This window comes from Burkholderia latens, from assembly GCF_001718795.1.
Lineage (GTDB): Bacteria > Pseudomonadota > Gammaproteobacteria > Burkholderiales > Burkholderiaceae > Burkholderia > Burkholderia latens_A.
The window spans coordinates 1,688,435-1,709,589 of the sequence record NZ_CP013438.1 but is presented as its reverse complement, the minus strand read 5'-3'; the positions used below and the strand labels follow the sequence as shown (position 1 = coordinate 1,709,589).

The window sequence follows — 21,155 nt, the reverse complement described above, 5'->3', positions numbered from 1 at the left end:
TTGCGCGATGTCGCGCCACGTCCGCGCACGGCGGCATAGAATCGTGACATGACCCCTCGAACGATGGCGGAGGCACCTACGATGACGACCGACAACCGGCCCGACGACGGCGAGCACAAGCTCGAGAATCTCGAAGCGGCGGTCGACCACCTGCACAAGTCGATCGAATCGCAGAGCATCGCGGTTGGCGCGGCGAAGGGCATCCTGTTCAGCCTGATCGAAACACTCGGCGCGCTGATCGGCGATCCCGATCTGCCCGAACATGCACGCTCGGGCTACGAGGCGCTTCGCGACAAGGCGAGCGAACTGCGCGGCGGCCTCGACCGCCATTGACGCAGCCGCTTTGCCGGCGCGGCCGCCTCGCGTGCGCCGGCGCTGCCCGATTCTGCGCGGTGCGCGGAAAAGCCCGTGCGATCAACCACTTGGCAGCGTGGTGCGCAGGATATCCACACGCTTGCCAACACAATCTGTGGAGAACCGGCTCGCCACGCTGCGGCATGGCGCGCCGGGCGGCAATGCCGTCAATCGGTGCCGCATCGTTGACCTGCCCGCGCGGATCTACTGAATCCCCTTTTGTATCAGGATGTTACGTGTCACATTGAAGGAATATCCACAGGCTTGCCAACAAAATCTGTGGATAAGTCTGACGGGATTCCTTCTCGACGGTTGAGTATCCGGCGCGCGGGAGCGGCTGGGCCGGCCGCGCGCCCACCGGCTGCCCGCTGCGTGCACCGGCACGATAATTCGTGCTCGATCAAGGGGTTAGATGGTGGGTACCCAGGATATCCACATCGTTGCCAACACAATCTGTGGACAAGCGCGATCAGTCATTCGGCGGGTGTCGTCGCGGCCGCTTCCGCGGCGATCCAGTCGCGAAAGAGTGTCATCGCGGGCGTGAGCGGCTTCGATTTCAGCGACGTGAGCCAGTACGCGCCGCCGTGCACGTCGATGTCGAATGGCCGCGCAAGCTGGCCGAGTTGCACCTCGCGCGCGAACATGCACGCGGGTGCGAGCGCGACGCCCGCACCCTGCATCGCGGCCTCGACCATCAGCCGCGACGAATCGAACACGGGCCCGGCGACCGTCCACGGCTCCAGTTGAGCGGCGTCGAACCACGCGAGCCATTCGTCGGCCCGGTACGAACGCAGCAGCGTCTCGTTCGAGAGATCGGCCGGTTGCGCGAGACGCCGCGCGATTTCCGGCGCGCACAACACGGACAGCGGCGCGTCGAGCAGGCGCTCGTTGCGCGTCGCCGGCCAGTTCCCTTCGCCAAAGCGGATCGCGAAATCCAGCCCCTCGGCGGCGAGGTCGACGACGTTGTTGTTCGTCCGCAGCCGCAGCTCCACGAATGGATGCGTGTCGCCGAAGCGCTTCAGTCGTGGCATTAGCCAACCTATGGCAAAGGTGCCCACGGCGCCGAGCGTCAGCACCTCGCGGAAGCGTCCGCCCTCGAACTGCTTGAGCACGGTCTCGATCCGGCTGAACGCATCGCTCAATACCGGCAGCAGCGCGCGCCCTTCGTCGGTGAGCCCGAGACCGCGCGGCAGGCGCGTGAACAGCGTGCAGCCGAGGCGCTCCTCGAGCGCGCGCACCTGCTGGCTGACGGCCGCCTGCGTGACGCTCAGCTCCAGGCCGGCGCGCGTGAAGTTCAGGTGGCGTGCCGACGATTCGAACGCGCGCAACGCATTCAGCGGAAGATGAGGGCGGAGCTTGTTCATAAGATTTTCTTTTGTCAGCGCTCAATTATCGTTGCTTGTCGGACAATCGTAAAGTCACGATAGTGCTGTCTCGCCGGCCGGCCGTTTTGCATCCATTCCACCCCCGAGAGACACGACATGACTTACTCATCGCAACGCCGAACCCTGTTGCGGGCCGCCGCCACGGCGCCGCTCGTTCTGACCGTCACCGCGTGTGCGTCACCGCCGGCTCCGGCGCAGGACGTCGCGTCCGCGACGTCGTTTGCGGCGCTCGAGCGCGCGGCGGGCGGCCGCCTCGGCGTATGCGCGATCGACACTGCGAGCGGCCGGCGCGCGTTGCATCGCGCGGACGAGCGTTTCCCGTTCTGCAGCACGTTCAAGGCGATGCTGAGCGCGGCGGTGCTCGCGCAGAGCGTCGAGCGGCCGGGGTTGTTGCAGCAGCGCGTGATGTACGGGCAAGCCGATCTCGTCAACTATTCGCCGGTATCGGGCAAGCACGTCGGCACCGGAATGACCGTCGCGCAATTGTGCGAAGCGGCGATCCAGTACAGCGACAACTCGGCCGCGAACCTCGCGATGAAACTCATTGGTGGACCGGCGGCGGTGACCGCGTTCGCGCGCTCGATCGGCGACGATGCGTTCCGCCTCGATCGCTGGGAGACCGAACTGAACACCGCGTTGCCCGGCGACGTGCGCGACACGACGACGCCCGCCGCGATGGCCGCAAGCCTGCGGGCGCTCGTGCTCGGTGACGCGCTGCCGCCCGCGCAGCGTGCGCAACTCGTCGCATGGCTGCGCGGCAACAAGGTCGGCGACAAGCGGATTCGCGCGGGCGTGCCGCCCGGCTCGCAGGTGGCCGACAAGACCGGCACCGGCGACTACGGAACGACGAACGACGCGGGTGTGATCTGGCCCCCGTCGCGCGCGCCGATCGTGCTCGCCGTGTACTACACGCAAGCGCAGCCCGAAGCGAAGGCGCAGGAGGACGTGATCGCGGCTGCCGCGCGCATCGCGGTCGCGACGTTCGCTTGAGCGTGCGATGCGGCGCGTGTTCGTCGACGGTTGGCTGAAGCGATGGATGCATGCCGTGCCGCTGTCGTGATCGGCATGTCGAAACGTCGCGCGATCAACGACTTAGATCGCGCATGCTCAGGATATCCACACCGTTGCCAACAAAAATTGTGGACAAGCGAGGCGTGCACGCGCGGCACGCGCGCGTGCACGATCCGAAGCGTCGTCGACAAAGCCTTTCGGATCAAGCGCTTGGCCGCGGTATGCGCAGGCTATCCACATGCTTGCCAACAAAATCTGTGGACAAGCCCGGCGCGTTCGCTCGCGTGGCCGATCTTCAGCGCTGCCGATCGTCGAGCGCGGGCCAGCGCGCGAACGCGAACACCCACAGCATGATGAAGTTCAGTACCGGGACGAACATCGTCAGGATCCACCAGCCGGAATGTCCGGTACGCCGAACGATGCGGACGTACGGATAAACGACGATCGCGACGAGCACGAGCGACACGAGCAACTGCGCTGCGGTGAAATGTTCCATGGTCTTCCTCGGAGTGATGTGTCGTTGTCCGATGCGCGCGCAACGGTTCGTCCGTCGAGCGTCGCGTGACGCTGCCTCGATGCCCGCATGTGCCCGCATGCATGCGGCTCGTGCGATCGTGACGCGTCGCCGGGGCCGGCGTCAAGGCGCCGCCGCCGTGCCGGATCGTTCGTCCGCACCCGCATGTGGAAGGTACGGTGCCGCAACGGCGGCGCTGCAGATGAATCGTTGTCCGATCAACGGGTTAGACGATGCTTGCTCAGGATATCCACAAGCTTGCCAACAAAATCTGTGGGCAAGTTGCCGCGACGCTCGCATTGTGGCCCGGCGGTGCGCTGCCGGCCAGCGACGTGGCATCGTGACGCGAAGTGCGGCGATGCGGCGCATATGACGGCCCGGCCCGCGCCGTGTCTGCATCACGCGTGCCAAAGTCCGTCCGATCAAGGGCTTAGCGCTGCGATACGCAGGATATCCACAAGCTTGCCAACATTTTCTGTGGAGAAGTGCGCGTGGCGATCCGCTGGCGGTGCACAAGGTTCAAGCCCGTCGACGCGCCGGTTCGCGTCGGCGCATGCCGGATGCGCGGAGGCCGTTTGAAACGTGTCCATCGAGTGGGGCGCGCGTGCGACGCGAGCACGTGCCGCGCACGGCGCCGGCGCATTCGCTGCGCACGACCGCCAAATTCTTTCGGATCAAAGGTTTGCGAGCGTTAGCGGCAGGTTGTCCACAAGCTTGCCAACACAATCTGTGGAAAAGCGCGCGATCCGGCGTGCGTCAGGCCGGGGCGGGAAAGCGCACCGTCACGGTCAGCCCGCGCCCGCCATGCGTCGTGCCGAGCGCGACTGTCGCGCGATGCTGTTCTGCGATGCGTTTCACGATCGACAGCCCGAGCCCGCTTCCGGAAGACGTGGCCGCCTGCGCGCCTTCGCCGCGATAGAAACGCTCCCAGACGTTCGTGCGTTCGGCTTCGGGGATGCCGGGGCCGTCGTCGGCGACTTCGAGCACGGGCGTCGCACCGTCGATGCGCGCGGAAACGTCGACGCGCGCACCGTCGCCCGCATACCGAATCGCGTTGTCGACGAGGTTGTTCAGCAGTACGCGCAACGTATCGACGTTGCCGACGGCCATCACCGGCGATGCCACGATCGCGCCGAGGTCGATCCGGTGCGCATCCGCGACGCGTGTGCGGTCGGAGACCACCGAGCGGCACAGTGCCGCGAGATCGACTGGTACGGACGCCGACGCGGATGCCTGCGCATCGGGTTCCAGGCGCGCGAGCGTCAGAAGCTGCTCGGCGAGGTGGCCGAGGCGCGTCGTGCCCGCGTGGATCTGAGCGAGGATCTGCTCGCGTTCGGCGGGCGTCGACGCGCGCCGCAGCAATTGCGACTGAATCGACAGCCCCATGATCGGCGTGCGCAGCTCGTGCGCGGCATCGGCGATGAAGTGGCGCTGCAGCGTAAACGACCGATCGAGCCGCGCGAGCAGGTCGTTGATCGCTTCGGCGAGCGGGCGCACCTCGTTCGGCATCGACGCGACGTCGACCGGCTCCAGATTGTTCGCATTCCTGCGCTTGAGGCCGGATGCGATCGTGCGCAGCGGCCGCAGTCCGGCGCCGATGCCGAACCACAGCCCGATTGCGAGCACGGGCAGCATCGAGAACACCGGCCACAGCAGATGCACAGCGATGCCGGCGATCGCTTCCCAGCGTGCATGGCGCGCCTGCGCGACGCGGATCGTGGTGCCGCCGTGCTCGGTCACGTAGGTCCGCCACGGCTGGCCGCCGACGTCGACGCTCGCGATGCCGGTTCGCGTGGGCGGCGGCAGCGCCGATTCGCGATCGGTCGAATACACCAGCGTGCCGTTGCGCCAGACCTGCAGCAATACGGCGTCCGGGTCGCTTGCCTCGAAACCGTGCTTGCCGTCGTTGTTGCGGAACGACAGCTCGCCGTTGGGGCCGACGACGATCTGCTTCGACATGCTGCGCATCTGGTCGTCGAGCAGATCGTCGAGCTCGCGCAGCGCGCCCCAATAAGTGCCCGCGCTCGCGACGAGCCCGATCACGCACGCGGCGGGCAGCAGCCACGTCAGCAGGCGGCGCCGCAGCGATGCGCTGCGCCAGCGGGCGATCGCGCGCTGCAGGCGCGTCATGCGCCGTCACCGATCCGGTAGCCGACGCCGCGTACGGTGCGGATCATGTCGTGCCCGAGCTTCTTGCGCAGATTGTGGATATGCACCTGCACGGCGTTGCTTTCGATTTCCTCGCCCCAGCTGTACAGCCGTTCCTCGAACTGTTCGCGCGAGATCACCGCGCCGGGGTCGCGCATCAGTTCGTGCAGCAGCACGAATTCCTTCGGCGACAGCGTGACTTCGGCGTCGTTGAGCCACACCAGATGCTTGACCGGATCGAGCCGCAGCGGGCCGATCGCAAGCGTGGTTTGCGCGCGGCCCGCATGACGGCGAGTGACCGCGCGGATGCGCGCGAGCAGCTCCTCCAGCACGAACGGCTTTACGAGGTAGTCGTCGGCGCCGCAGTCGAGTCCGGCGATGCGCTCGGGCACGCCGTCGCGCGCGGTGATGATGATTGCCGGCAGCGTTTCGTCGCGGCGGCGCAGCGACGCGAGCACCGACAGGCCGTCGCGGTTCGGCAGCCCGAGATCAAGCAGCAGCAGCCCGTAACCGGTCGAGCGCAGCGCGAGCGCCGCGGCATCGCCGTCCTTCACCCAGTCGACCGCGAAGCCTTCCTGTTTGAGGCCCTGTTCGAGCCCGCTGCCGATCAGCGGATCGTCCTCGACGAGCAGTACGCGCATGGATTCATGTCTCTTCGTGCGGGCGTCCGCCCGGGCTTTCCATGATATGCGCACGTGCCTTAGGCGGAGCTTAAAGATCGTGGGCGTTCGTACTTTCGGACTTGTCCCATGCGGCTTCGTGTCACGTCCGCACGACCTTCAGGTTTGCTTAACCTTACGGTCCGTAATTTTGGGCCGTCGCGTTCAACGCGGTGCGGCACCCGATCCAATCCAAGCAAAGGAACATCATCATGAAACACCTGGCCAGAATCCTGACGATCGCACTCGCGGCACTGCCCGCCGCCGTCCATGCGCAATACACCGGGCCGTCGGCGCTGACGACCACCACCGTGAAGGAGCTTCTCGCGAACGGCAAGGACGATCAGCATGTGCAGTTGCAAGGGCGCATCGTCAAGCACCTCGGCGGCGAGGATTACGAGCTCGCCGATGCGACCGGAACGATCCGGGTCGAGATCGACGACAAGCTGTGGGCGGCCGGACAACCCGTCAGCGACAAGAACGAAGTGAAGGTGACCGGCGAATTCGAGCGCAAATGGTCGGGGCGCGTGCAAGTCGACGCCGATCGCGTCGAAGTCGTGCGCTGACGGGCGCACCGGTGCGGACGGGGCCGGTGATACCATGGGCGACCGGTTCCCGTTCTCACCAAGATGGCCGCCAATTTCGATGAACTCGCGTCCCGGATCCGGGCGCAATTTTCCGAACTGAGTCCGCAATTCCAGGCGGGCGCTGCATTTCTGCTCGATCATCCCGACGAGGTCGCCACTTCGTCGATGCGCAAGGTCGCGCAGCGCGCGCAGGTTCAACCTGCATCGCTCGTGCGGCTCGCGCAGCAATTCGGCTTTCCGGGCTGGAACGAGTTGCGCGACCTGTGCGTCGCGCGCGTGCGCACGCGTCCGGAGCCGCTCACGCAGCGTGCGCGTTCGCTGGTGCGCCCCGACGCAAAGGCGTCGCTCGCGCACGATCTGCTCGCCGCGCAGCAACACAATCTCGCCGCGACCGCCGCGCAGAACGCGCACGCGCTTGTCGACGCCGCGAAGCTGATCCGCAAGGCATCGCACGTGCACGTCGCGGGGTTCCGTTCATGCTACCCGGTCGCGTTCGGCTTCGTGTACGGCTACCGGCTGTTTCGGCCGACGGTCTCGCTGCTCAACGGCGTCGCGGGCTCGCTCGAGATGGAGTTGCGTGCGATCGCGAAGCAGAGCGTGACGGTGATCGTCAGTTTCGCGCCGTATTCGGCGGAAGCGACGCGCGTTGCGCAGGCGGCGAAAGCACAGGGCAGCAAGATCGTCGCGATCACCGACAGCGCGGTGTCGCCGATCGCGCTGCATGCCGACGCGCAACTGATTTTCACGCACGACAGCCCGTCGTTCTTTCCGTCGCTGGTCGCCGCGCATGCGATGGCCGAAGCGCTGGTCGCGCAGTTGCTCGCGCTCGAAGGCAGCGACGCGGTCGCGGCGCTCGAACGCACGGAAGCGGAGCTGCATGCGAAGGGCGCGTATGTCGTGTAGCCGCGCGTGCGGCTTTTCGAGTTTTCCGGGTTGCAGGTTCTTCCGCTCGGTGCGACGCAACCGGTGCATGCGCGTGCGCCGCGCACGTTCCCGCGTGGCTCACGGCGCCGCTCGTCCGGTTCGACGAAAACGCGCCGTGCGCCTGATCGGTAGCATCGGCGGCGTGCTACCGGCATCGATATTTCGCCTTCCGATGAACCGTCGCGGTATCGCGCGCGCGTATGCTGGCGTCTCCAGTCCCGAGGAGACCGCGATGACCGAATTCAGCCCGCAGTTCCGCCACGCCGAAGCCTTCCGCGCGCTGCACGCGCGCCCCGGCGCATTCATCATCCCGAACCCGTGGGATGCCGGTTCCGCGCGCCTGCTCGCGATGGCGGGCTTCGAATCGCTCGCGACGACGAGCGCAGGCTTCGCCTATTCGCGAGGACGGCCGGACAACGCGATCGGTCGTGACGAGATGCTCGACCACATCGCCGAGATCGTTGCCGCAGGCGGTCTGCCCGTCAGCGCCGATCTCGAGAACGGCTTCGGCGACGCGCCGGACGCGGTCGCGGAGACGATCCGCCTCGCGGCCGAAGCGGGCGCGGTCGGCGGCTCCATCGAAGACGCGACCGGCCGTGCCGACACGCCGATCTATCCGCACGACGCGGCGGTCGAGCGGATCGCCGCGGCAGTCGATGCAGCGCGCACGCTGCCGTTTCCGTTCACGCTGACCGCTCGCTGCGAGAACTACCTGCACGGCCGCCGCGACCTTGCCGATACGATCGCGCGGCTGGTCGCATATCGCGACGCAGGCGCCGACGTGCTGTACGCGCCCGGTCTGACCGATTCCGGCGACATCGCGGCGGTCACGCGCGCCGTCGGTGCACCGGTCAACGTCGTGATGGGGCTGCAAGGCGGGTTACTGAGCGTCGATGCGCTCGCGGCGCTCGGCGTGAAGCGCATTAGCGTCGGCGGCGCGCTGGCGCGGACCGCGTTCGGCGCGTTCCTGCGCGCCGCGACCGAGATGGCACGCGACGGCACGTTCACGTTCGCGCAAGCGGCGGTGCCCGGGCGCGACCTCGACCGATGGTTTTCGGCACCGGACAATTCGCCCGTAACGCTGGAGTTCGGACGATGAGTGCCGATAAAATATGGAAACGTTCCCGGTCGAAAATCGATTGACGATAATCAATGGAAGTCGCTGCCGATTTAAAGTCGGCTGACGGCGCGAAATACATCGTTTATTCTCCGCATTCCGGCGGATTGCCTGTGCCTGCGTGGAAACCGCGCCGGTTCTGGCCCTAATCACGCGCCAGCGTGCCGATGGCGCGGATTGTTGCGATTTTTTGGCCCGATGTATTTCCCGTGTTCGGGAGTTGCCGGTTGATTTTCGGATTGGTAATCTGCGGTAGATCCGAAAGACCGGTGTAGGGGCCGCCGGAAAATGAATATATATAAAATCGAGAGAGCGATGAAAATCCGAGAAAATCAACGCAGCGGCTTTCGCGTCGGCGATGTCGTCACGCTGAAAACCGGCGGGCCGCGCATGACCATCACTTACGCCGGGCCAGTCGCGTTCGACGATGCCGACTGGCTGATCTGCCAGTGGTTCGACGACAGCGGCCACTTCCGCCAGGAAATGTTCCGTCACGACGCGGTGACGCGGGAGCCGCGCGCAATTTCCGCCGGCCGCGCCTGCATGCGTATGCTCACGCATCGTTACCGGTCCGCGGCCTGAGCGCGCGCAACGCGATCACCACGACATTTCACGCAACCCCGAAACATCCGGCGGTCGGGAGCGCCGATACTGCACGCATGAACCCGACCGATCCGATTGCCGCGGTCACGCACCGCGATCCCTATCCCTACTACGCGACGCTCGTCGACGGGCCGCCGCTCGCGTTCGACGCTGCGCTCGGCCTCTGGGTCGCGAGCCGCGCGGCGAGCGTGACGGCCGTGCTCGGCCACCCGGCATGCCGCGTCAGGCCGCTCGATGCGCCGGTGCCGCCGGCATTGCGCGGCACGACGGCCGGCGCGCTGTTCGGCGATCTTGTACGCATGAACGACGGCGCGTTGCGGCACGACGTGCCGAAGCAGGCGCTGCGCGCGGCGTTCGCGCCGCTCGACGCGGATGCGCTGCGCGAGCGTGCCGCACGGCTTGCCGGCGACCGACTCCGTGCGCCACACGATGCGCATGCATTGAATGCGTGGTGCATGACGGTGCCGGTGTGCGCGGTCGCCGATCTGCTCGGTTTCGACGATGCACAACTGGACGACATCGCCGCGTGGGTCGTGGATTTCGTCGCCGCGCTGTCGCCCCTGTCGGACGCTGCGGCGCTCGCCCGAGCAAGCGAAGGCGCGCGGCACCTGCTCGACCGGATGACGGAACGCGTCGCGCACACCCGTGCGCAGGACGGCTCACTGGTCGCGGCGGTGCAGCAGGCGGCGCGCGCGGCGGGCTGGCACGCGAGCGGCGCGCTTGTCGCGAATCTCGTCGGATTGCTGTCGCAGACCTGCGAAGCGACGGCCGCATGGCTCGGCAACGTGCTGGTCGCGTGGGATACCACGAAGCCCGGCGGTGCACGCGCGATGCCGGACGCGGCGGCGCTCGATGCATTCGTGGCCGAGGTCGGCCGATTCGATGCGCCGGTGCAGAACACCCGCCGCTTCGTTGCATCGCGCACGACGATCGAAGGCGTGACCGTCGATGCCGGTGCGGCGATTCTGGTCGTGCTGGCGGCGGCGAACCGTGACCCGTCCGCGCATCGCGACCCGCATCGCTTGTTGCCGGCACGCGCGCCGGGGCCGAATTTCGGGTTCGGCACCGGGCCGCACGGGTGTCCTGGCGAACGGATCGCGCGGGCGGTCACGGCGGGGGCATTCGGTGCGTGGTTGCGCGCGGCAGGTCATGAACCCCGCGACAGGCTGGTATGGGACTACCGGGCGTCGGCCAACGTAAGAATGCCGAAGTTTATGCCGGCGAGGTAACCGCAACGACGGGAACGGTGCGATTCAGCGGCAACCCTGCTTCTCGGCCCATTGCTCCTGCGCTGCGACGCGTCGCTGTACGCGTTCGACCAGCCCGGCCGAGAAGGTGCGCATGCTGATGCCGCGGCGTTTCGCTAGGATCGTTTGCGCGACGTCGGTTTGCGGGTTCGGCTGGCAAGCCCAGTACAGCGTCATCAGCCAGCCGATGCCCGTCCACCCGAACAGCGCATTGAACATCGCGATCATCAGCTTGTCGTGCCGGCCGCGGCGGTCGGCAATGACGGCCGGCAGAAAATAGAGCGCGATCGCTGCGACCGAACCGGCCACCTGAATCAGGACTGCGTGTTGCATGTTGCTGCTCCGTCCGAACTGCAATGAGGCCGATTGTCGCGCTTTTTCCATTCGTGTGCCGGCAATTGATTGTTGCGTTTTTGGTGACGATCAGCGCGTAACGGCGCTCTGTGCGTGCACTTCGTTGCTCAGCGCGAAACCCTCGTCGAGCCAGCCGGCGATGCCGCCGATCATCAGCTTCACCGGGCGTCCGAGGCGCGCGAGCCGGATCGCCGCGCGTGCGGCGCCGTTGCAGTGCGGGCCCGCGCAGTAGACGACGAACAGCGTGTCGGCCGGGTACTCGGCAAGCTTGCCTGCGACGATCTTGCGGTGCGGCAGGTTGCGCGCGCCGGGCACGTGACCTGCGGCAAATTGCTCGGGACTGCGGACGTCCAGCAGCACGAAATCGGGCGCGCCGGACGCGAGCGCATCGTGCGTATCCCAGCAGTCGGTCTCGAAGCGCAGCGACGCTTCGAAATGCGCGAGGGCGGCGGCGCTGTCGGCGGCGGGGACGTCGGTTACATATGACATGAAAAGCGCTCCTTGAGGCCGGCGCGGAATGCGCCGGAATGAAGGGAAGTATCGCGGTTCGCCGGCTATCGCGGCAGTGGCGCGATCGACAAGTTCCGGTAACATCGCGCCATGCACAATCATCTCGTCGTCGCGCTCGCCTACGATCGCCTCTGCACATTCGAATTCGGCTGTGTGGTCGAACTGTTCGCGCTCGAACGCCCGGAACTCGGCGTCGACTGGTATCGCTTCGCGGTGTGCGCGAGCGAGCCGGGCCCGGTGCGCGCGGCGGGCGGCATCACGGTCGCCGCGCCGTACCGGCTCGCGATGCTCGATCGCGCCGATACCATCGTGATTCCCGGCTGGCGCGATCCGGATGAACTGCCGCCCGAGCCGTTGCTGAAGAAGCTGCGTGCCGCACATCGCCGCGGCGCGCGGCTCTGTTCGATCTGCTCGGGCGTGTTCGTGCTCGCGGCGACCGGCGTGCTCGACGGGCTGACCGTCACGACGCACTGGCGCTACGCGGAGCGCCTGCGGGCGCGCTATCCGGCGCTGACGGTGAATCCTGACGCGCTCTACGTCGACGAAGGGCAGATCGTCACGTCGGCCGGATCGGCGGCGGGGCTCGACATGCTGCTTCACCTCGTGCGTCGCGATCACGGCGGCGCGATCGCCAACCGTGTTGCGCAGCGCCTCGTGCTGCCGCCGCATCGCGACGGGGGCCAGGCGCAATTCGTGCCGCGCCCGGTCGCGCCGGGCGGCAGCGACCGGCTCGCGAAGCTCATCGACTGGATGCGCGCGCATGCGGCCGAACCGCACACGCTCGCGTCGCTCGCTGCGCAAGCGGCAATGAGCACGCGCACGCTGCAGCGGCAGTTCGCGGATGCGACGGGGATGTCGCCGCTTGCGTGGTTGATCCGCGAGCGCGTGAACGTCGCGAAGGACATGCTCGAAGCGCATCCCGCGCTGTCGCTCGCGCAGATCGCCGCGCGCTCGGGGTTCGGCTCGGAGGAATCGTTGCGCCGGCATTTCCGGCGCGTCGCGGCGACGAGCCCGGCCGCGTACCGGCGCGGGATGGACCGCGGGGTTCGCTCGCCGGACGCGTGAGGCCGTGTCCGCGCGTTCGGCGGCGGCGCGGCTCCGTGCTCGCGGCTTGCCGGCGCCAAGCGTGCGCACGTCGCGTGGTTGACTGCGTAACCGCCGTCATCGCGGCGCCGCAACGACGCCGCGCCGTTGCCGGCGATGGCGCGCGACACCGGCCGCGTACGGCCGGCGCGGCGTCGCGCAAGCGCGGTCAGCGCGAGTTGGCGGCGCGCACAGTTTTCTTGATGCACGCGATCCTGTACACGCCGTCCTCGACTTCTACGCCATGCGTATCGTGCGTGAAGCCGGGGAAACGCAAGTCGTACTGCTCGAGCGCCTTCAGATAGCCGAGCAGCGGACCGTCGGCCGGCCCGGCGTTCTCGCCGGGCATCAACAGCGGAATGCCCGGCGGATACGGCACGACGCCGGTTGCGACGGTGCGTCCGGCCATCTCCGACAACTCCAGCATCTCGATGTCGTTGTGCACCAGATGCTCGAACGCCTCGGCCGGGCTGAAGTCCGGTTGCGGCAGCGTCGAGAAGCCGCGCGACATCATCTCGGTCGTCTTCAGGTCGCTCATCGCGCTGAACATCAGGTCGCACAGCTCGCGCAGGCCGAGCTTGCCGTAGCGGTCCGGATAGCGCGCGACGAGATCCGGCAGCGCCTGTTCGAGCGGTGCGTTCGCGTCGTAGTCGCGCTTGAAGTCGAGCAGCGTGTTCACGAGCGTGCCCCACTTGCCCTTCGTCACACCGAGCGAGAACAGGAACAGGATCGTGAAGTCGGTCGTCTTCTCGACGACGATCCCGTGGCGGTCCAGATACGCGGTGACGACCGACGCCGGAATGCCGACCGGCATCAGGCCGCCGTGCGGCGCGACGCCCGGCGTCACGATCGACACCTTGATCGGATCGAGCATGCAGTAGTCGTCCTCGATGTCGCCGAAGCCGTGCCACGTGTCGCCCGGATGCAGCACCCAGCACGACGGATCGGTGGCGAGCAGCGTTTCGTCCGCTTCGTGGAAGCGCATGCGCCGGCCCGTCTTGCGATCGACGACCGTGTCCGGCTGCCAGCCGTTGAAGAACCAGTCGTCGTTCTCCTCGCATTCCGCATGCAGCCGCGCGAGCATCCGGCGGAACGACACCGCCTCGCGGATCGCGTCCGTCGTCAGCGCTTCGCCGCCGGGACCGTCCATCATCGCGGCGCTCACGTCGTTCGACGCGATGATCGCGTAGTTCGGCGACGTCGACGCGTGCATCATGTACGCCTCGTTGAAGCGCGCATGCTCGATCGGATTGCGGCCGTCGCGGACATGAATGAACGACGCCTGCGACAGCGCGGCGAGCAGCTTGTGCGTCGATTGCGTTGCGAACACGGTCGGCTTGCTCGCGTCGTGCTGCGCGGGATCGCCGTGCATTGCATAACGATCGCGGTAGATCGGGTTGAAGCGCGCGTAGCCGTACCACGCTTCGTCGAAATGCAGGCGGTCCACGCTCTGGCCGAGCAGTTCCTCGACGCGTGCGACGTTGTAGCAGAGTCCGTCGTACGTCGAGTTCGTGATCAGTGCATGCACGGGTGTCGGATCGATGCCGTCGCGGCCGCGCACGAGCGGGTTCGCATCGATCGCGAGACGCACGGCGGCCGCCGTGAGCCGCTCAGGCATGATCGGCCCGATGATTCCGTAATGGTTGCGCGACGGGATCAGGTAGGTCGGGATCGCGCCGGACATCGTCATCGCGTGCTCGGCCGACTTGTGGCAGTTGCGGTCGCACAGCGCGACCTGGTTGCGCGTGACGCTTGCCATCAGGATCACGCGGTTCGACATCGACGAGCCGTTCGTCACGTGATACGTGCGGTGCGCGCCGAACACGCGCGCCGCGTAACGTTCGCTTTCGCCGATCGGACCGGAGTGATCGAGCAGCGAGCCGAGTTCGCCGACCGAGATCGACAGGTCCGAGCGGAACAGCGCCTCGCCGAAGAATTCGAAGTACGCGCGGCCGACCGGCGATTTGAGGAATGCGGTGCCGCCCGTGTGGCCCGGCGTGTGCCACGAGTATTCGTACACGCGCGAAAACTGCGCGAGCGCGCGGAACATTGGCGGCAGCACGGTCTCGCGATAGCGTTCGATCGCGGCGACGATCCGGCCGCCGATGAACGCGGTCGTGTCCTCCAGCATCCAGATGAAGTCGTCGGCCTTGCGCATCGCGTCGACCGGAATCGCGGCCGCGCTCGCGCGGCTGGCGAGCAGGAACACCGGCACCGTCGCATTGCGCGCGCGCATCGCGTCGAGCACGGCCTGCGCGGGCGCGTGCCCGGGATCGTTGCCGAGTTCCCAGTTGAGCAGCAGGCACTGGATCGCGGGATCGGCGTTGACGACCGCGCGCGCGTCGTCGGCGGAGGTCGCAATCACGACGTCGACGAGCCGTGTGCGCAATTCTTCGGCGAGCGCGGTCGCCGCGCGGCCGGTCGCCGTGCGCTCGTCGATGTCGTGCTGTACGAGCAGCGCCTTCATGCCGAGGCGGCGGAATGCCGGTTGGGTCAAGGAAGCGGTCATGGGTGAGTCCCCCGTTTATTGGGTTGCCTGGGCGTTCGCGGCTGCGGCCGGCGAGCGTGCGTGAAGGGTGTCGAGCTTGTGGCGGCCCACTGAGATCCAGAACGTCGCGACGAGCGCGACGATGGTCACGCCGAGCGCGAAATAGCGCACCCAGCGCGGCGAGCGGCCGCCCGGATGAACGTGGGTTTCCTCGATCTCGCGCTGGCGGTTGATCGACAACTCGTAGAACACGATCGTCGCGATCACGAAGATCAGCGACCAGCGCGTCTGCTGGCCGTCGGATCCGACCATCGCCCACAGTGCGTAGACGGCGCCGATCAGGCCGACGATCGTGTAGAACGCGAACTGGTGCGACGGCATCTTGCCGTAACCGAGCACCTTGATTGCAATGCACGAATAGATGTACGGCAGCAGCGTCATGATCACGGCGATCGACGCGATCTTGCCGAACTGCTCGCTCGCGCTGGGCGACATCGTCGCCAGCACCTGCACCGACATGATCACCGCGACGATCGCGAGGCCGGCCGACGGCACGTTCTTCGAGTTCACGCGGGCGAACACGCCGGCGAAGAGGCCGTCGTCGGCCGCGGCTTTCGCGGTCTGGCCGACCAGCAGCGTCCAGCCCGCGAGCGAGCCGAGGCAACCGAGCGCCGCGCAGATCGCGACCGCATTCGCCGCGGTGTCGCCGAGCGCGAGACGTGCGGCATCCGCGAACGGCGCGCTCGACGCGAGCAGCGCCTTGTTCGGGATCATCCCCATGATCACGGTCGAGCTCAGCACGTAGCAGACGGCCGCGAGCACCACGCCGCCGACGGTCGCGATCGGCACGTTGCGCGACGGGTTTTCCACCACCCCGGCCGACACCGACGCGCTTTCGACGCCGATGAACGCCCACAGCGTGAAGTTCAGCGTCGCGCCGATCGCGCTGAAGCTGCTTGCCCCCGACACGTTCCAGCCGGCGAAATACACGTCCTTGCTGAACCAGAACCAGCCGAACACGGCCATCCCGAGGATCGGCACGAGCGCGAAGATCGTCGTGACCGACTGCACGCGACCGACGACGTTCGGCCCGAGGATGTTCGCGTACGTGAACAGCCAGATCACGAAGATCTGCGCGAGCGCGAACACGAGCGGGTCGCGCAGCATCGGAAAGAAATGCGTCAGATAGCCGAGGCCCGCGACCGCGAGGCCGACGTTGCCGAGCACGTTCGCGAGCCAGTAGATCAGATTGGTCTGGTAGCCGATGTACGGGCCGAACGACTTGCGCGCATATGCGTACGGGCCGCCGGCGGCCGGGTCGATCGCGGCGAGCTTCGCGAACACCAGCGCGAGCGACACCGCGCCGACGACGGTGATCAGCCAGCCGAAGATTGCGATGCCGCCGGTGGCGGCGAGGTTCGCGGGCAGCATGAACACGCCGGAGCCCATCATGTTGCCCGCGACCATCAGCGTGGCGGGGATGACGCCGATTTTCGGCGCGGAGGCCGCCGCCGGGGCGGCGGCGGCACGGGAAGGGGACGAGCTGGCATCGGACATGCGAGGCTCCTTGAAAAGACGTGATGCGGTTGAGGTGGCGCGGCCGGACGCCGGTCGGCGATTCCGGAATGGATCGCCGTTTTATTGAACGAGGTCATGTTATATCGGTAATCGGATAGTTAAATGAAAATTCGGAAATTAAATTGATTAAATATTGACGTGAATCATTGAGACTGGCGAAACGATGTGTCGGAGCGGCCACGGTGATATGGCCCGCTGGGCGTTGCGCGGGTGTGCGGCGGCGATGCCGGACGATCGAACGCGCTGGCTGATGGCGCGTCGATCGATAATCGATGTTTTTGTCGAACCGGTTAAATCAAGTCGTGATGTAAATAATCGTTCGGCTGGCAATGATTCCGGTTGACTGTCGTCAACGGAATGAAAACGCGCCGCCGGTGAATATGCGTCGCGTCCGATCGACGCGCGCGGCCCGTGAACACACCGGGAAAGGTATCCGAAAGGGGGCCCGCAAGCGGACGCGGAAACCACCCCGGCGCCAGGGCCATCGGCGTATCATCCGGATTTTCGTCAGCCCGATCCAGGCACCCCGCCATGACCTCCGTCGACACTACCCCCGTCCTCGACCATGACAAGCTCGTTACCTTCGTCGAGCGCAAGTGGAACGATGAAATCCTCCATGCCCTGACCGACTACATCGCGATTCCCGCGAAGAGTCCCGCATTCGACCCCGACTGGGCGAAACGCGGGTATCTCGAACGGGTCGTGACCGACGCCGCGCAGTGGGCCGAACGCCAGCCGGTGAAAGGCCTGAAGCTCGAGATCGTGCGCTTGCCCGGCCGCACGCCGGTGATCTTCTTCGAAACGCCCGCCACGCGCTCGGGTAGCACCGACACGATCCTGCTGTACGGCCATCTCGACAAGCAGCCCGAATTCGACGGCTGGCGCGCCGACCTCGGCCCGTGGACGCCGAAGTTCGAGAACGGCAAGCTGTACGGCCGCGGCGGAGCCGACGACGGCTACGCGATCTACGCGAGCCTCGCGGCGCTCGGCGCGCTCGACGAGCAGGGCGTCGAACGACCGCGCTGCGTCGGCCTGATCGAGACCTGCGAGGAGTCGGGCAGCTACGACTTGCTGCCGTACGTCGACGCGCTGCGCGACCGGCTTGGCCAGGTGTCGCTCGTCGTGTGCCTCGATTCGGGCGCCGGCAATTACGACCAGATGTGGCTGACGACGTCGCTGCGCGGGCTGGTGTCCGGCGACCTGCAGGTCGAAGTGCTCGAGGAAGGCGTTCATTCGGGCGTGTTCGGCGGCATCGCGCCGTCGAGCTTCCGCGTGATGCGGCAGCTGTTCGAACGCCTGGAAGACGCGAAGAACGGCAACCTGCTGCCGAGCGTGTTCCATTGCGAGATTCCCGACAGCCGCGTGCGCGAGGCCGATGCAGCCGCCGCGATTCTCGGCGACGCGGTGTGGAAGGGGCTGCCCTGGGCGTGCGGCGCGGACGGCAAGCCCGTGCTGCCAACCACGACCGACCCGCGCGAGGCGCTGCTGAATTCGACGTGGCGTCCGTCGCTGTCGGTGACGGGCGCGGCCGGCCTGCCCGCGCTCGCCGACGCGGGCAACGTGCTGCGTCCGCGCACCGCGTTCAAGCTGTCGCTGCGCCTGCCGCCGCTGGTCGACGCCGCGCAGGCCGTGCAGCAGCTGAAGGAACTGCTCGAACTCGACCCGCCGTACAACGCGAAGGTCACGTTCAAGCCGGACGCCGGCGCTGCGACCGGCTGGAGCGCGCCGGATCTCGCCCCGTGGCTTGCGTCGTCGCTAGACGCCGCGTCGCGCCGCCATTTCGGCGCGGACTGCGCTTACATGGGCCTCGGCGGCACGATCCCGCTGATGAACGTGCTGCAGGCCGGCTTTCCGTCCGCGCAGTTCATGGTGTGCGGCGTGCTCGGGCCGAAGTCGAATGCGCACGGTCCGAACGAGTTCCTGCACGTGTCGTACGCGAAGAAGCTGACCGCGGCCGTCGCGGACGTGATCGCGTCCGCACGCTGAGCGCTCGCGCCGCATGCTCGTCCCGCCCGATCCGAGCGGATTCAACCCGACTTGACGGAGCCTTGCCGATGACCGCACCGCCGACACCCGACACCGAAGCGCTGCACATGCGCGCCGAACCGCTGCATGCATTCGTCGCGGCGCTGTGGGAGCGGGCCGGCAGCAGCGAGCGCGAGGCGCGGCTCGTTGCCGATCATCTGATCGGCGCGAATCTCGCCGGGCACGATTCGCACGGGATCGGGATGCTGCCGAACTACGTCGCGTCATGGCAGGAAGGGCAGTTGAAACTGAACGGGCACGCGTCGATCGTCCGCGACGGCGGCGCGGTGCTGACTGTCGACGGCGGGCGCGGCTTCGGTCAGGTAATCGCGTTCGAGGCAATGGTGGAAGGAATCGAACGCGCGCGGCGCATGGGCATCTGCGCGATCGGGTTGCGCGACGTCCATCACCTCGGCCGCATCGGTCACTGGGCCGAGCAATGCGCGCGCTCAGGGCTCGTATCGTTCCATTTCGTCAGCGTGCCCGGCGACTTGCTTGTCGCACCGCTGCACGGCACCGATGCGCGTTTCGGCACGAATCCGTTCTGCGCCGCGTATCCGCGCGCGGGCCGGCCGCCGCTGCTGCTCGACTTCGCGACGAGCGCGATCGCGTACGGCAAGACGCGGGTCGCGTACAACCAGCGCAAGCGCGTGCCGGCCGGCTCGCTGATCGATCATCGCGGCCAGCCGACCGACGATCCGGCGGTGATGCACGAGCAGCCGTTCGGCTCGCTGCTGCCGTTCGGTCTGCACAAGGGTTATGCGCTTGCCGCGATGTGCGAGATCTTCGGCGGCGCGCTGGTGGGCGGGCATACGACGTACGGCGACACGCTGCAGAAGACGAGCGCGATCGTCAACGGGATGTTGTCGGTGCTGATCGATCCGAATGCGTTCGATGCCGCCGACGCGGAGCGCGAAGCCGACGCGTTCGTCGCATGGGCGAAGGCGTCGCCGCCGGCCGGCGGCGCGCCGGTGCAGATGCCTGGCGAGCCGGAAGAGGCGAGCCGCGCCACGCGCGGTGCGCACGGCATTCCGGTCGATCGTGCGACGTGGCGGCAGATTCGCGACAGCGCCGTGGCCGTCGGCTTCGGCGACGCGGAACTCGACGCATGGACGCAGCGCTGCACGGAGTCCGCATGAGCTGGCAATCGGAGAAGGCGCACGGCGAGGAGATCGCGTATCGGCTGGCGCCGCTCGGCAGGGTCGAGGTCGTGCGGTTTTTCAGTGGCGCCGCGATGCGGCTCGACGGCGTGATGTTCGGCTTCATGGCGCGCGGATCGCTGTTCCTGCGCGTCGACGACGTGAACCGCCCCGCGTTCGTGGCGGCGGGGATGGGGCCGTTCTCGTATGAGCGTCCGACGCGCACCGTCGCGCTCGAAGGTTATTACGAAACCCCGGCCGACGTGCTCGAGGATGCGGGCGCGCTGTTCGACTGGTGTCGCGGTGCGTATCGCGCCGCATTGATCGCGGGCGCGCCGAAGCGCAACGCGAAGGCGAGTGCGGCACCCGCGCGGCTTCCGGAGCCGAAGTTGGCCGCCGCGACGGCGCCAGCCGCGAAACGGAGCGCGAACCCGCGTGCGAAAGCGCCGCCGAAACCCGTTTCGAAACCGGCCGCGAAATCCGTTACGAAGCGCAAGCGGCCGTAGCGCCGGTTGCTCATCGTAGCCGCATGACGACTCACGTTCTCGTCAATTGGCGATGGACATCGCGCCGGCACCTGCGCGTGACGCCCGCCACCCGCACCGGAATGGACGAAAGCATCAACGTTGCCGAACCGCATGTGCGTCATGCTTCACAACGGCGGCCACGGCGTTTATGATCGGCGCGGACCGCGTCCGCGTCTGGCGCGGCCGCACCTGCCGTGACGCCGGCCCCGCGAACGGCGCACCGAAAGCCGCGCGAATGAATCCCCACTCACCGTTCCAGACGGAGACAACCGATGCTCGTCCTGATTCTCGGTTTAGCGATTTTCCTCGGTGTGCATTCGATTCGGCTCGTCGCGGACGGCTGGCGATCCGCGACCATCGAGCGAATCGGCGAGAAGCGCTGGAAGGGCCCCTACGCAATCGCGTCGATCGTCGGATTCGTGCTGATCGTCTGGGGTTACGGAATCGCGCGGCAGGGCGGGACGCTGCTGTGGGTGTCGCCCGTCGGCGTTCGTCATCTCACCGGCATGCTGACCGCGATCGCATTCGTGCTGATCGCAGCGTCGTACGTGCCGCGCAACCGCATCAAGACGCTCGTCGGCCATCCGATGGTGGCCGGCGTGATGGTATGGGCGATCGCGCACCTGCTCGCGAACGGCACGCTGCATGCGGTCGTGCTGTTCGGCGCTTTCTTCGTGTGGGCGCTGGTCGATTTCGTCGTGTGGCGCGCGCGCGATCGCGGCAACGGCGTCCGTTACCCGGCCGGCAGATTGTCGGGCGATGCCGTGACGATCATAGCCGGACTCGTCGGATGGGCTGTTTTTGCGATGTTCTTGCACGGCCCGCTGATCGGCGTGCGGCCCTTCGGTTGAACGCGCACGCGACGTCGGCGCGGGCGCATTGCACGCGGGCGTTCGGCGCAC

Annotated in this window: 20 protein-coding genes; 12 read left to right on the top strand and 8 right to left on the bottom strand. The window is 67.1% G+C overall.

The features are described from left to right. The first annotated feature begins 81 nt into the window (after positions 1 to 81). Positions 82 to 333: a hypothetical protein gene (locus WK25_RS26900; protein ID WP_006482135.1), complete on the top strand. Its 252-nt coding sequence runs from the start codon at positions 82 to 84 to the stop codon at positions 331 to 333. A gap of 494 nt (positions 334 to 827) precedes the next feature. Here the strand turns inward: WK25_RS26900 and penR are convergent, their stop codons facing one another. Then, positions 828 to 1,718 (bottom strand): beta-lactamase transcriptional regulator PenR, encoded by an 891-nt coding sequence (gene penR / locus WK25_RS26895; RefSeq protein ID WP_069243220.1) that lies wholly within the window; start codon positions 1,716 to 1,718, stop codon positions 828 to 830. Positions 1,719 to 1,835: 117 nt separating this feature from the next. On the opposite strand from penR, the gene blaPEN-bcc reads away from it, so the two are divergent. Continuing rightward, complete coding sequence (gene blaPEN-bcc / locus WK25_RS26890) at positions 1,836 to 2,729, top strand: PEN family class A beta-lactamase, Bcc-type (protein WP_069243219.1); 894 nt, start codon at positions 1,836 to 1,838, stop codon at positions 2,727 to 2,729. A gap of 316 nt (positions 2,730 to 3,045) precedes the next feature. Here the strand turns inward: blaPEN-bcc and WK25_RS26885 are convergent, their stop codons facing one another. The 3 genes from WK25_RS26885 to WK25_RS26875 all read right to left on the bottom strand — a co-directional run bounded on the left by WK25_RS26885 (position 3,046) and on the right by WK25_RS26875 (position 6,053). Then, complete coding sequence (locus tag WK25_RS26885; protein ID WP_040140558.1) at positions 3,046 to 3,246, bottom strand: membrane protein; 201 nt, start codon at positions 3,244 to 3,246, stop codon at positions 3,046 to 3,048. 774 nt (positions 3,247 to 4,020) lie between these two features. Further along, positions 4,021 to 5,394: an ATP-binding protein gene (locus tag WK25_RS26880; protein ID WP_069243218.1), complete on the bottom strand. Its 1,374-nt coding sequence runs from the start codon at positions 5,392 to 5,394 to the stop codon at positions 4,021 to 4,023. After that, positions 5,391 to 6,053 (bottom strand): response regulator, encoded by a 663-nt coding sequence (locus WK25_RS26875; protein ID WP_040140553.1) that lies wholly within the window; start codon positions 6,051 to 6,053, stop codon positions 5,391 to 5,393. The genes WK25_RS26880 and WK25_RS26875 overlap by 4 nt, the downstream gene beginning before the upstream one ends. Positions 6,054 to 6,283: 230 nt before the next feature. On the opposite strand from WK25_RS26875, the gene WK25_RS26870 reads away from it, so the two are divergent. The 5 genes from WK25_RS26870 (at position 6,284) to WK25_RS26850 (ending at position 10,531) form a co-directional block, all read left to right on the top strand. Next, positions 6,284 to 6,637: a NirD/YgiW/YdeI family stress tolerance protein gene (locus WK25_RS26870; protein WP_040140551.1), complete on the top strand. Its 354-nt coding sequence runs from the start codon at positions 6,284 to 6,286 to the stop codon at positions 6,635 to 6,637. A gap of 63 nt (positions 6,638 to 6,700) precedes the next feature. Further along, positions 6,701 to 7,561, top strand: coding sequence for a MurR/RpiR family transcriptional regulator (locus tag WK25_RS26865; protein ID WP_069243217.1), 861 nt, complete (start codon positions 6,701 to 6,703; stop codon positions 7,559 to 7,561). Positions 7,562 to 7,814: 253 nt separating this feature from the next. Then, the gene (locus WK25_RS26860) at positions 7,815 to 8,681 is read left to right on the top strand and encodes an isocitrate lyase/PEP mutase family protein (protein ID WP_069243561.1); all 867 of its coding nucleotides are present in this window, start codon (positions 7,815 to 7,817) and stop codon (positions 8,679 to 8,681) included. Positions 8,682 to 9,014: 333 nt separating this feature from the next. Then, complete coding sequence (locus WK25_RS26855; protein ID WP_040140547.1) at positions 9,015 to 9,281, top strand: YodC family protein; 267 nt, start codon at positions 9,015 to 9,017, stop codon at positions 9,279 to 9,281. A gap of 77 nt (positions 9,282 to 9,358) precedes the next feature. Continuing rightward, a complete protein-coding gene (locus WK25_RS26850) occupies positions 9,359 to 10,531 on the top strand; it encodes a cytochrome P450 (protein WP_069243216.1) in 1,173 nt (390 codons plus the stop codon). 24 nt (positions 10,532 to 10,555) lie between these two features. On the opposite strand, the gene WK25_RS26845 is transcribed toward WK25_RS26850, so the two are convergent. Next, positions 10,556 to 10,882: a superinfection immunity protein gene (locus tag WK25_RS26845; RefSeq protein WP_040141250.1), complete on the bottom strand. Its 327-nt coding sequence runs from the start codon at positions 10,880 to 10,882 to the stop codon at positions 10,556 to 10,558. 90 nt (positions 10,883 to 10,972) lie between these two features. Next, positions 10,973 to 11,392 (bottom strand): rhodanese-like domain-containing protein, encoded by a 420-nt coding sequence (locus WK25_RS26840; protein ID WP_040140543.1) that lies wholly within the window; start codon positions 11,390 to 11,392, stop codon positions 10,973 to 10,975. Positions 11,393 to 11,503: 111 nt separating this feature from the next. Between WK25_RS26840 and ftrA the strand changes: the two genes are divergently transcribed. Next, positions 11,504 to 12,478, top strand: coding sequence for a transcriptional regulator FtrA (gene ftrA / locus WK25_RS26835; protein WP_069243215.1), 975 nt, complete (start codon positions 11,504 to 11,506; stop codon positions 12,476 to 12,478). A gap of 187 nt (positions 12,479 to 12,665) precedes the next feature. On the opposite strand, the gene WK25_RS26830 is transcribed toward ftrA, so the two are convergent. Continuing rightward, positions 12,666 to 15,005: an Orn/Lys/Arg decarboxylase N-terminal domain-containing protein gene (locus WK25_RS26830; protein WP_069243214.1), complete on the bottom strand. Its 2,340-nt coding sequence runs from the start codon at positions 15,003 to 15,005 to the stop codon at positions 12,666 to 12,668. A 15-nt stretch (positions 15,006 to 15,020) separates the two neighbouring features. Next, entirely contained in the window at positions 15,021 to 16,541 is a 1,521-nt protein-coding gene (adiC, locus tag WK25_RS26825) for an arginine/agmatine antiporter (RefSeq protein WP_069243213.1), read from the bottom strand. Between the two features lie 552 nt (positions 16,542 to 17,093). Between adiC and WK25_RS26820 the strand changes: the two genes are divergently transcribed. The 4 genes from WK25_RS26820 to WK25_RS26805 all read left to right on the top strand — a co-directional run bounded on the left by WK25_RS26820 (position 17,094) and on the right by WK25_RS26805 (position 21,104). Beyond that, on the top strand, positions 17,094 to 18,548 hold the full coding sequence (locus tag WK25_RS26820) for a M20 family metallopeptidase (RefSeq protein WP_069243212.1): 1,455 nt from the start codon (positions 17,094 to 17,096) through the stop codon (positions 18,546 to 18,548). A gap of 68 nt (positions 18,549 to 18,616) precedes the next feature. Beyond that, on the top strand, positions 18,617 to 19,726 hold the full coding sequence (locus tag WK25_RS26815) for a malate/lactate/ureidoglycolate dehydrogenase (RefSeq protein WP_069243211.1): 1,110 nt from the start codon (positions 18,617 to 18,619) through the stop codon (positions 19,724 to 19,726). Further along, a complete protein-coding gene (locus WK25_RS26810; RefSeq protein WP_069243560.1) occupies positions 19,723 to 20,232 on the top strand; it encodes a TfoX/Sxy family protein in 510 nt (169 codons plus the stop codon). Before WK25_RS26815 ends, WK25_RS26810 begins: the two co-directional genes overlap by 4 nt. Before the next feature lie 293 nt (positions 20,233 to 20,525). Beyond that, on the top strand, positions 20,526 to 21,104 hold the full coding sequence (locus tag WK25_RS26805) for an NnrU family protein (RefSeq protein ID WP_069243210.1): 579 nt from the start codon (positions 20,526 to 20,528) through the stop codon (positions 21,102 to 21,104). Positions 21,105 to 21,155: the final 51 nt, after the last annotated feature.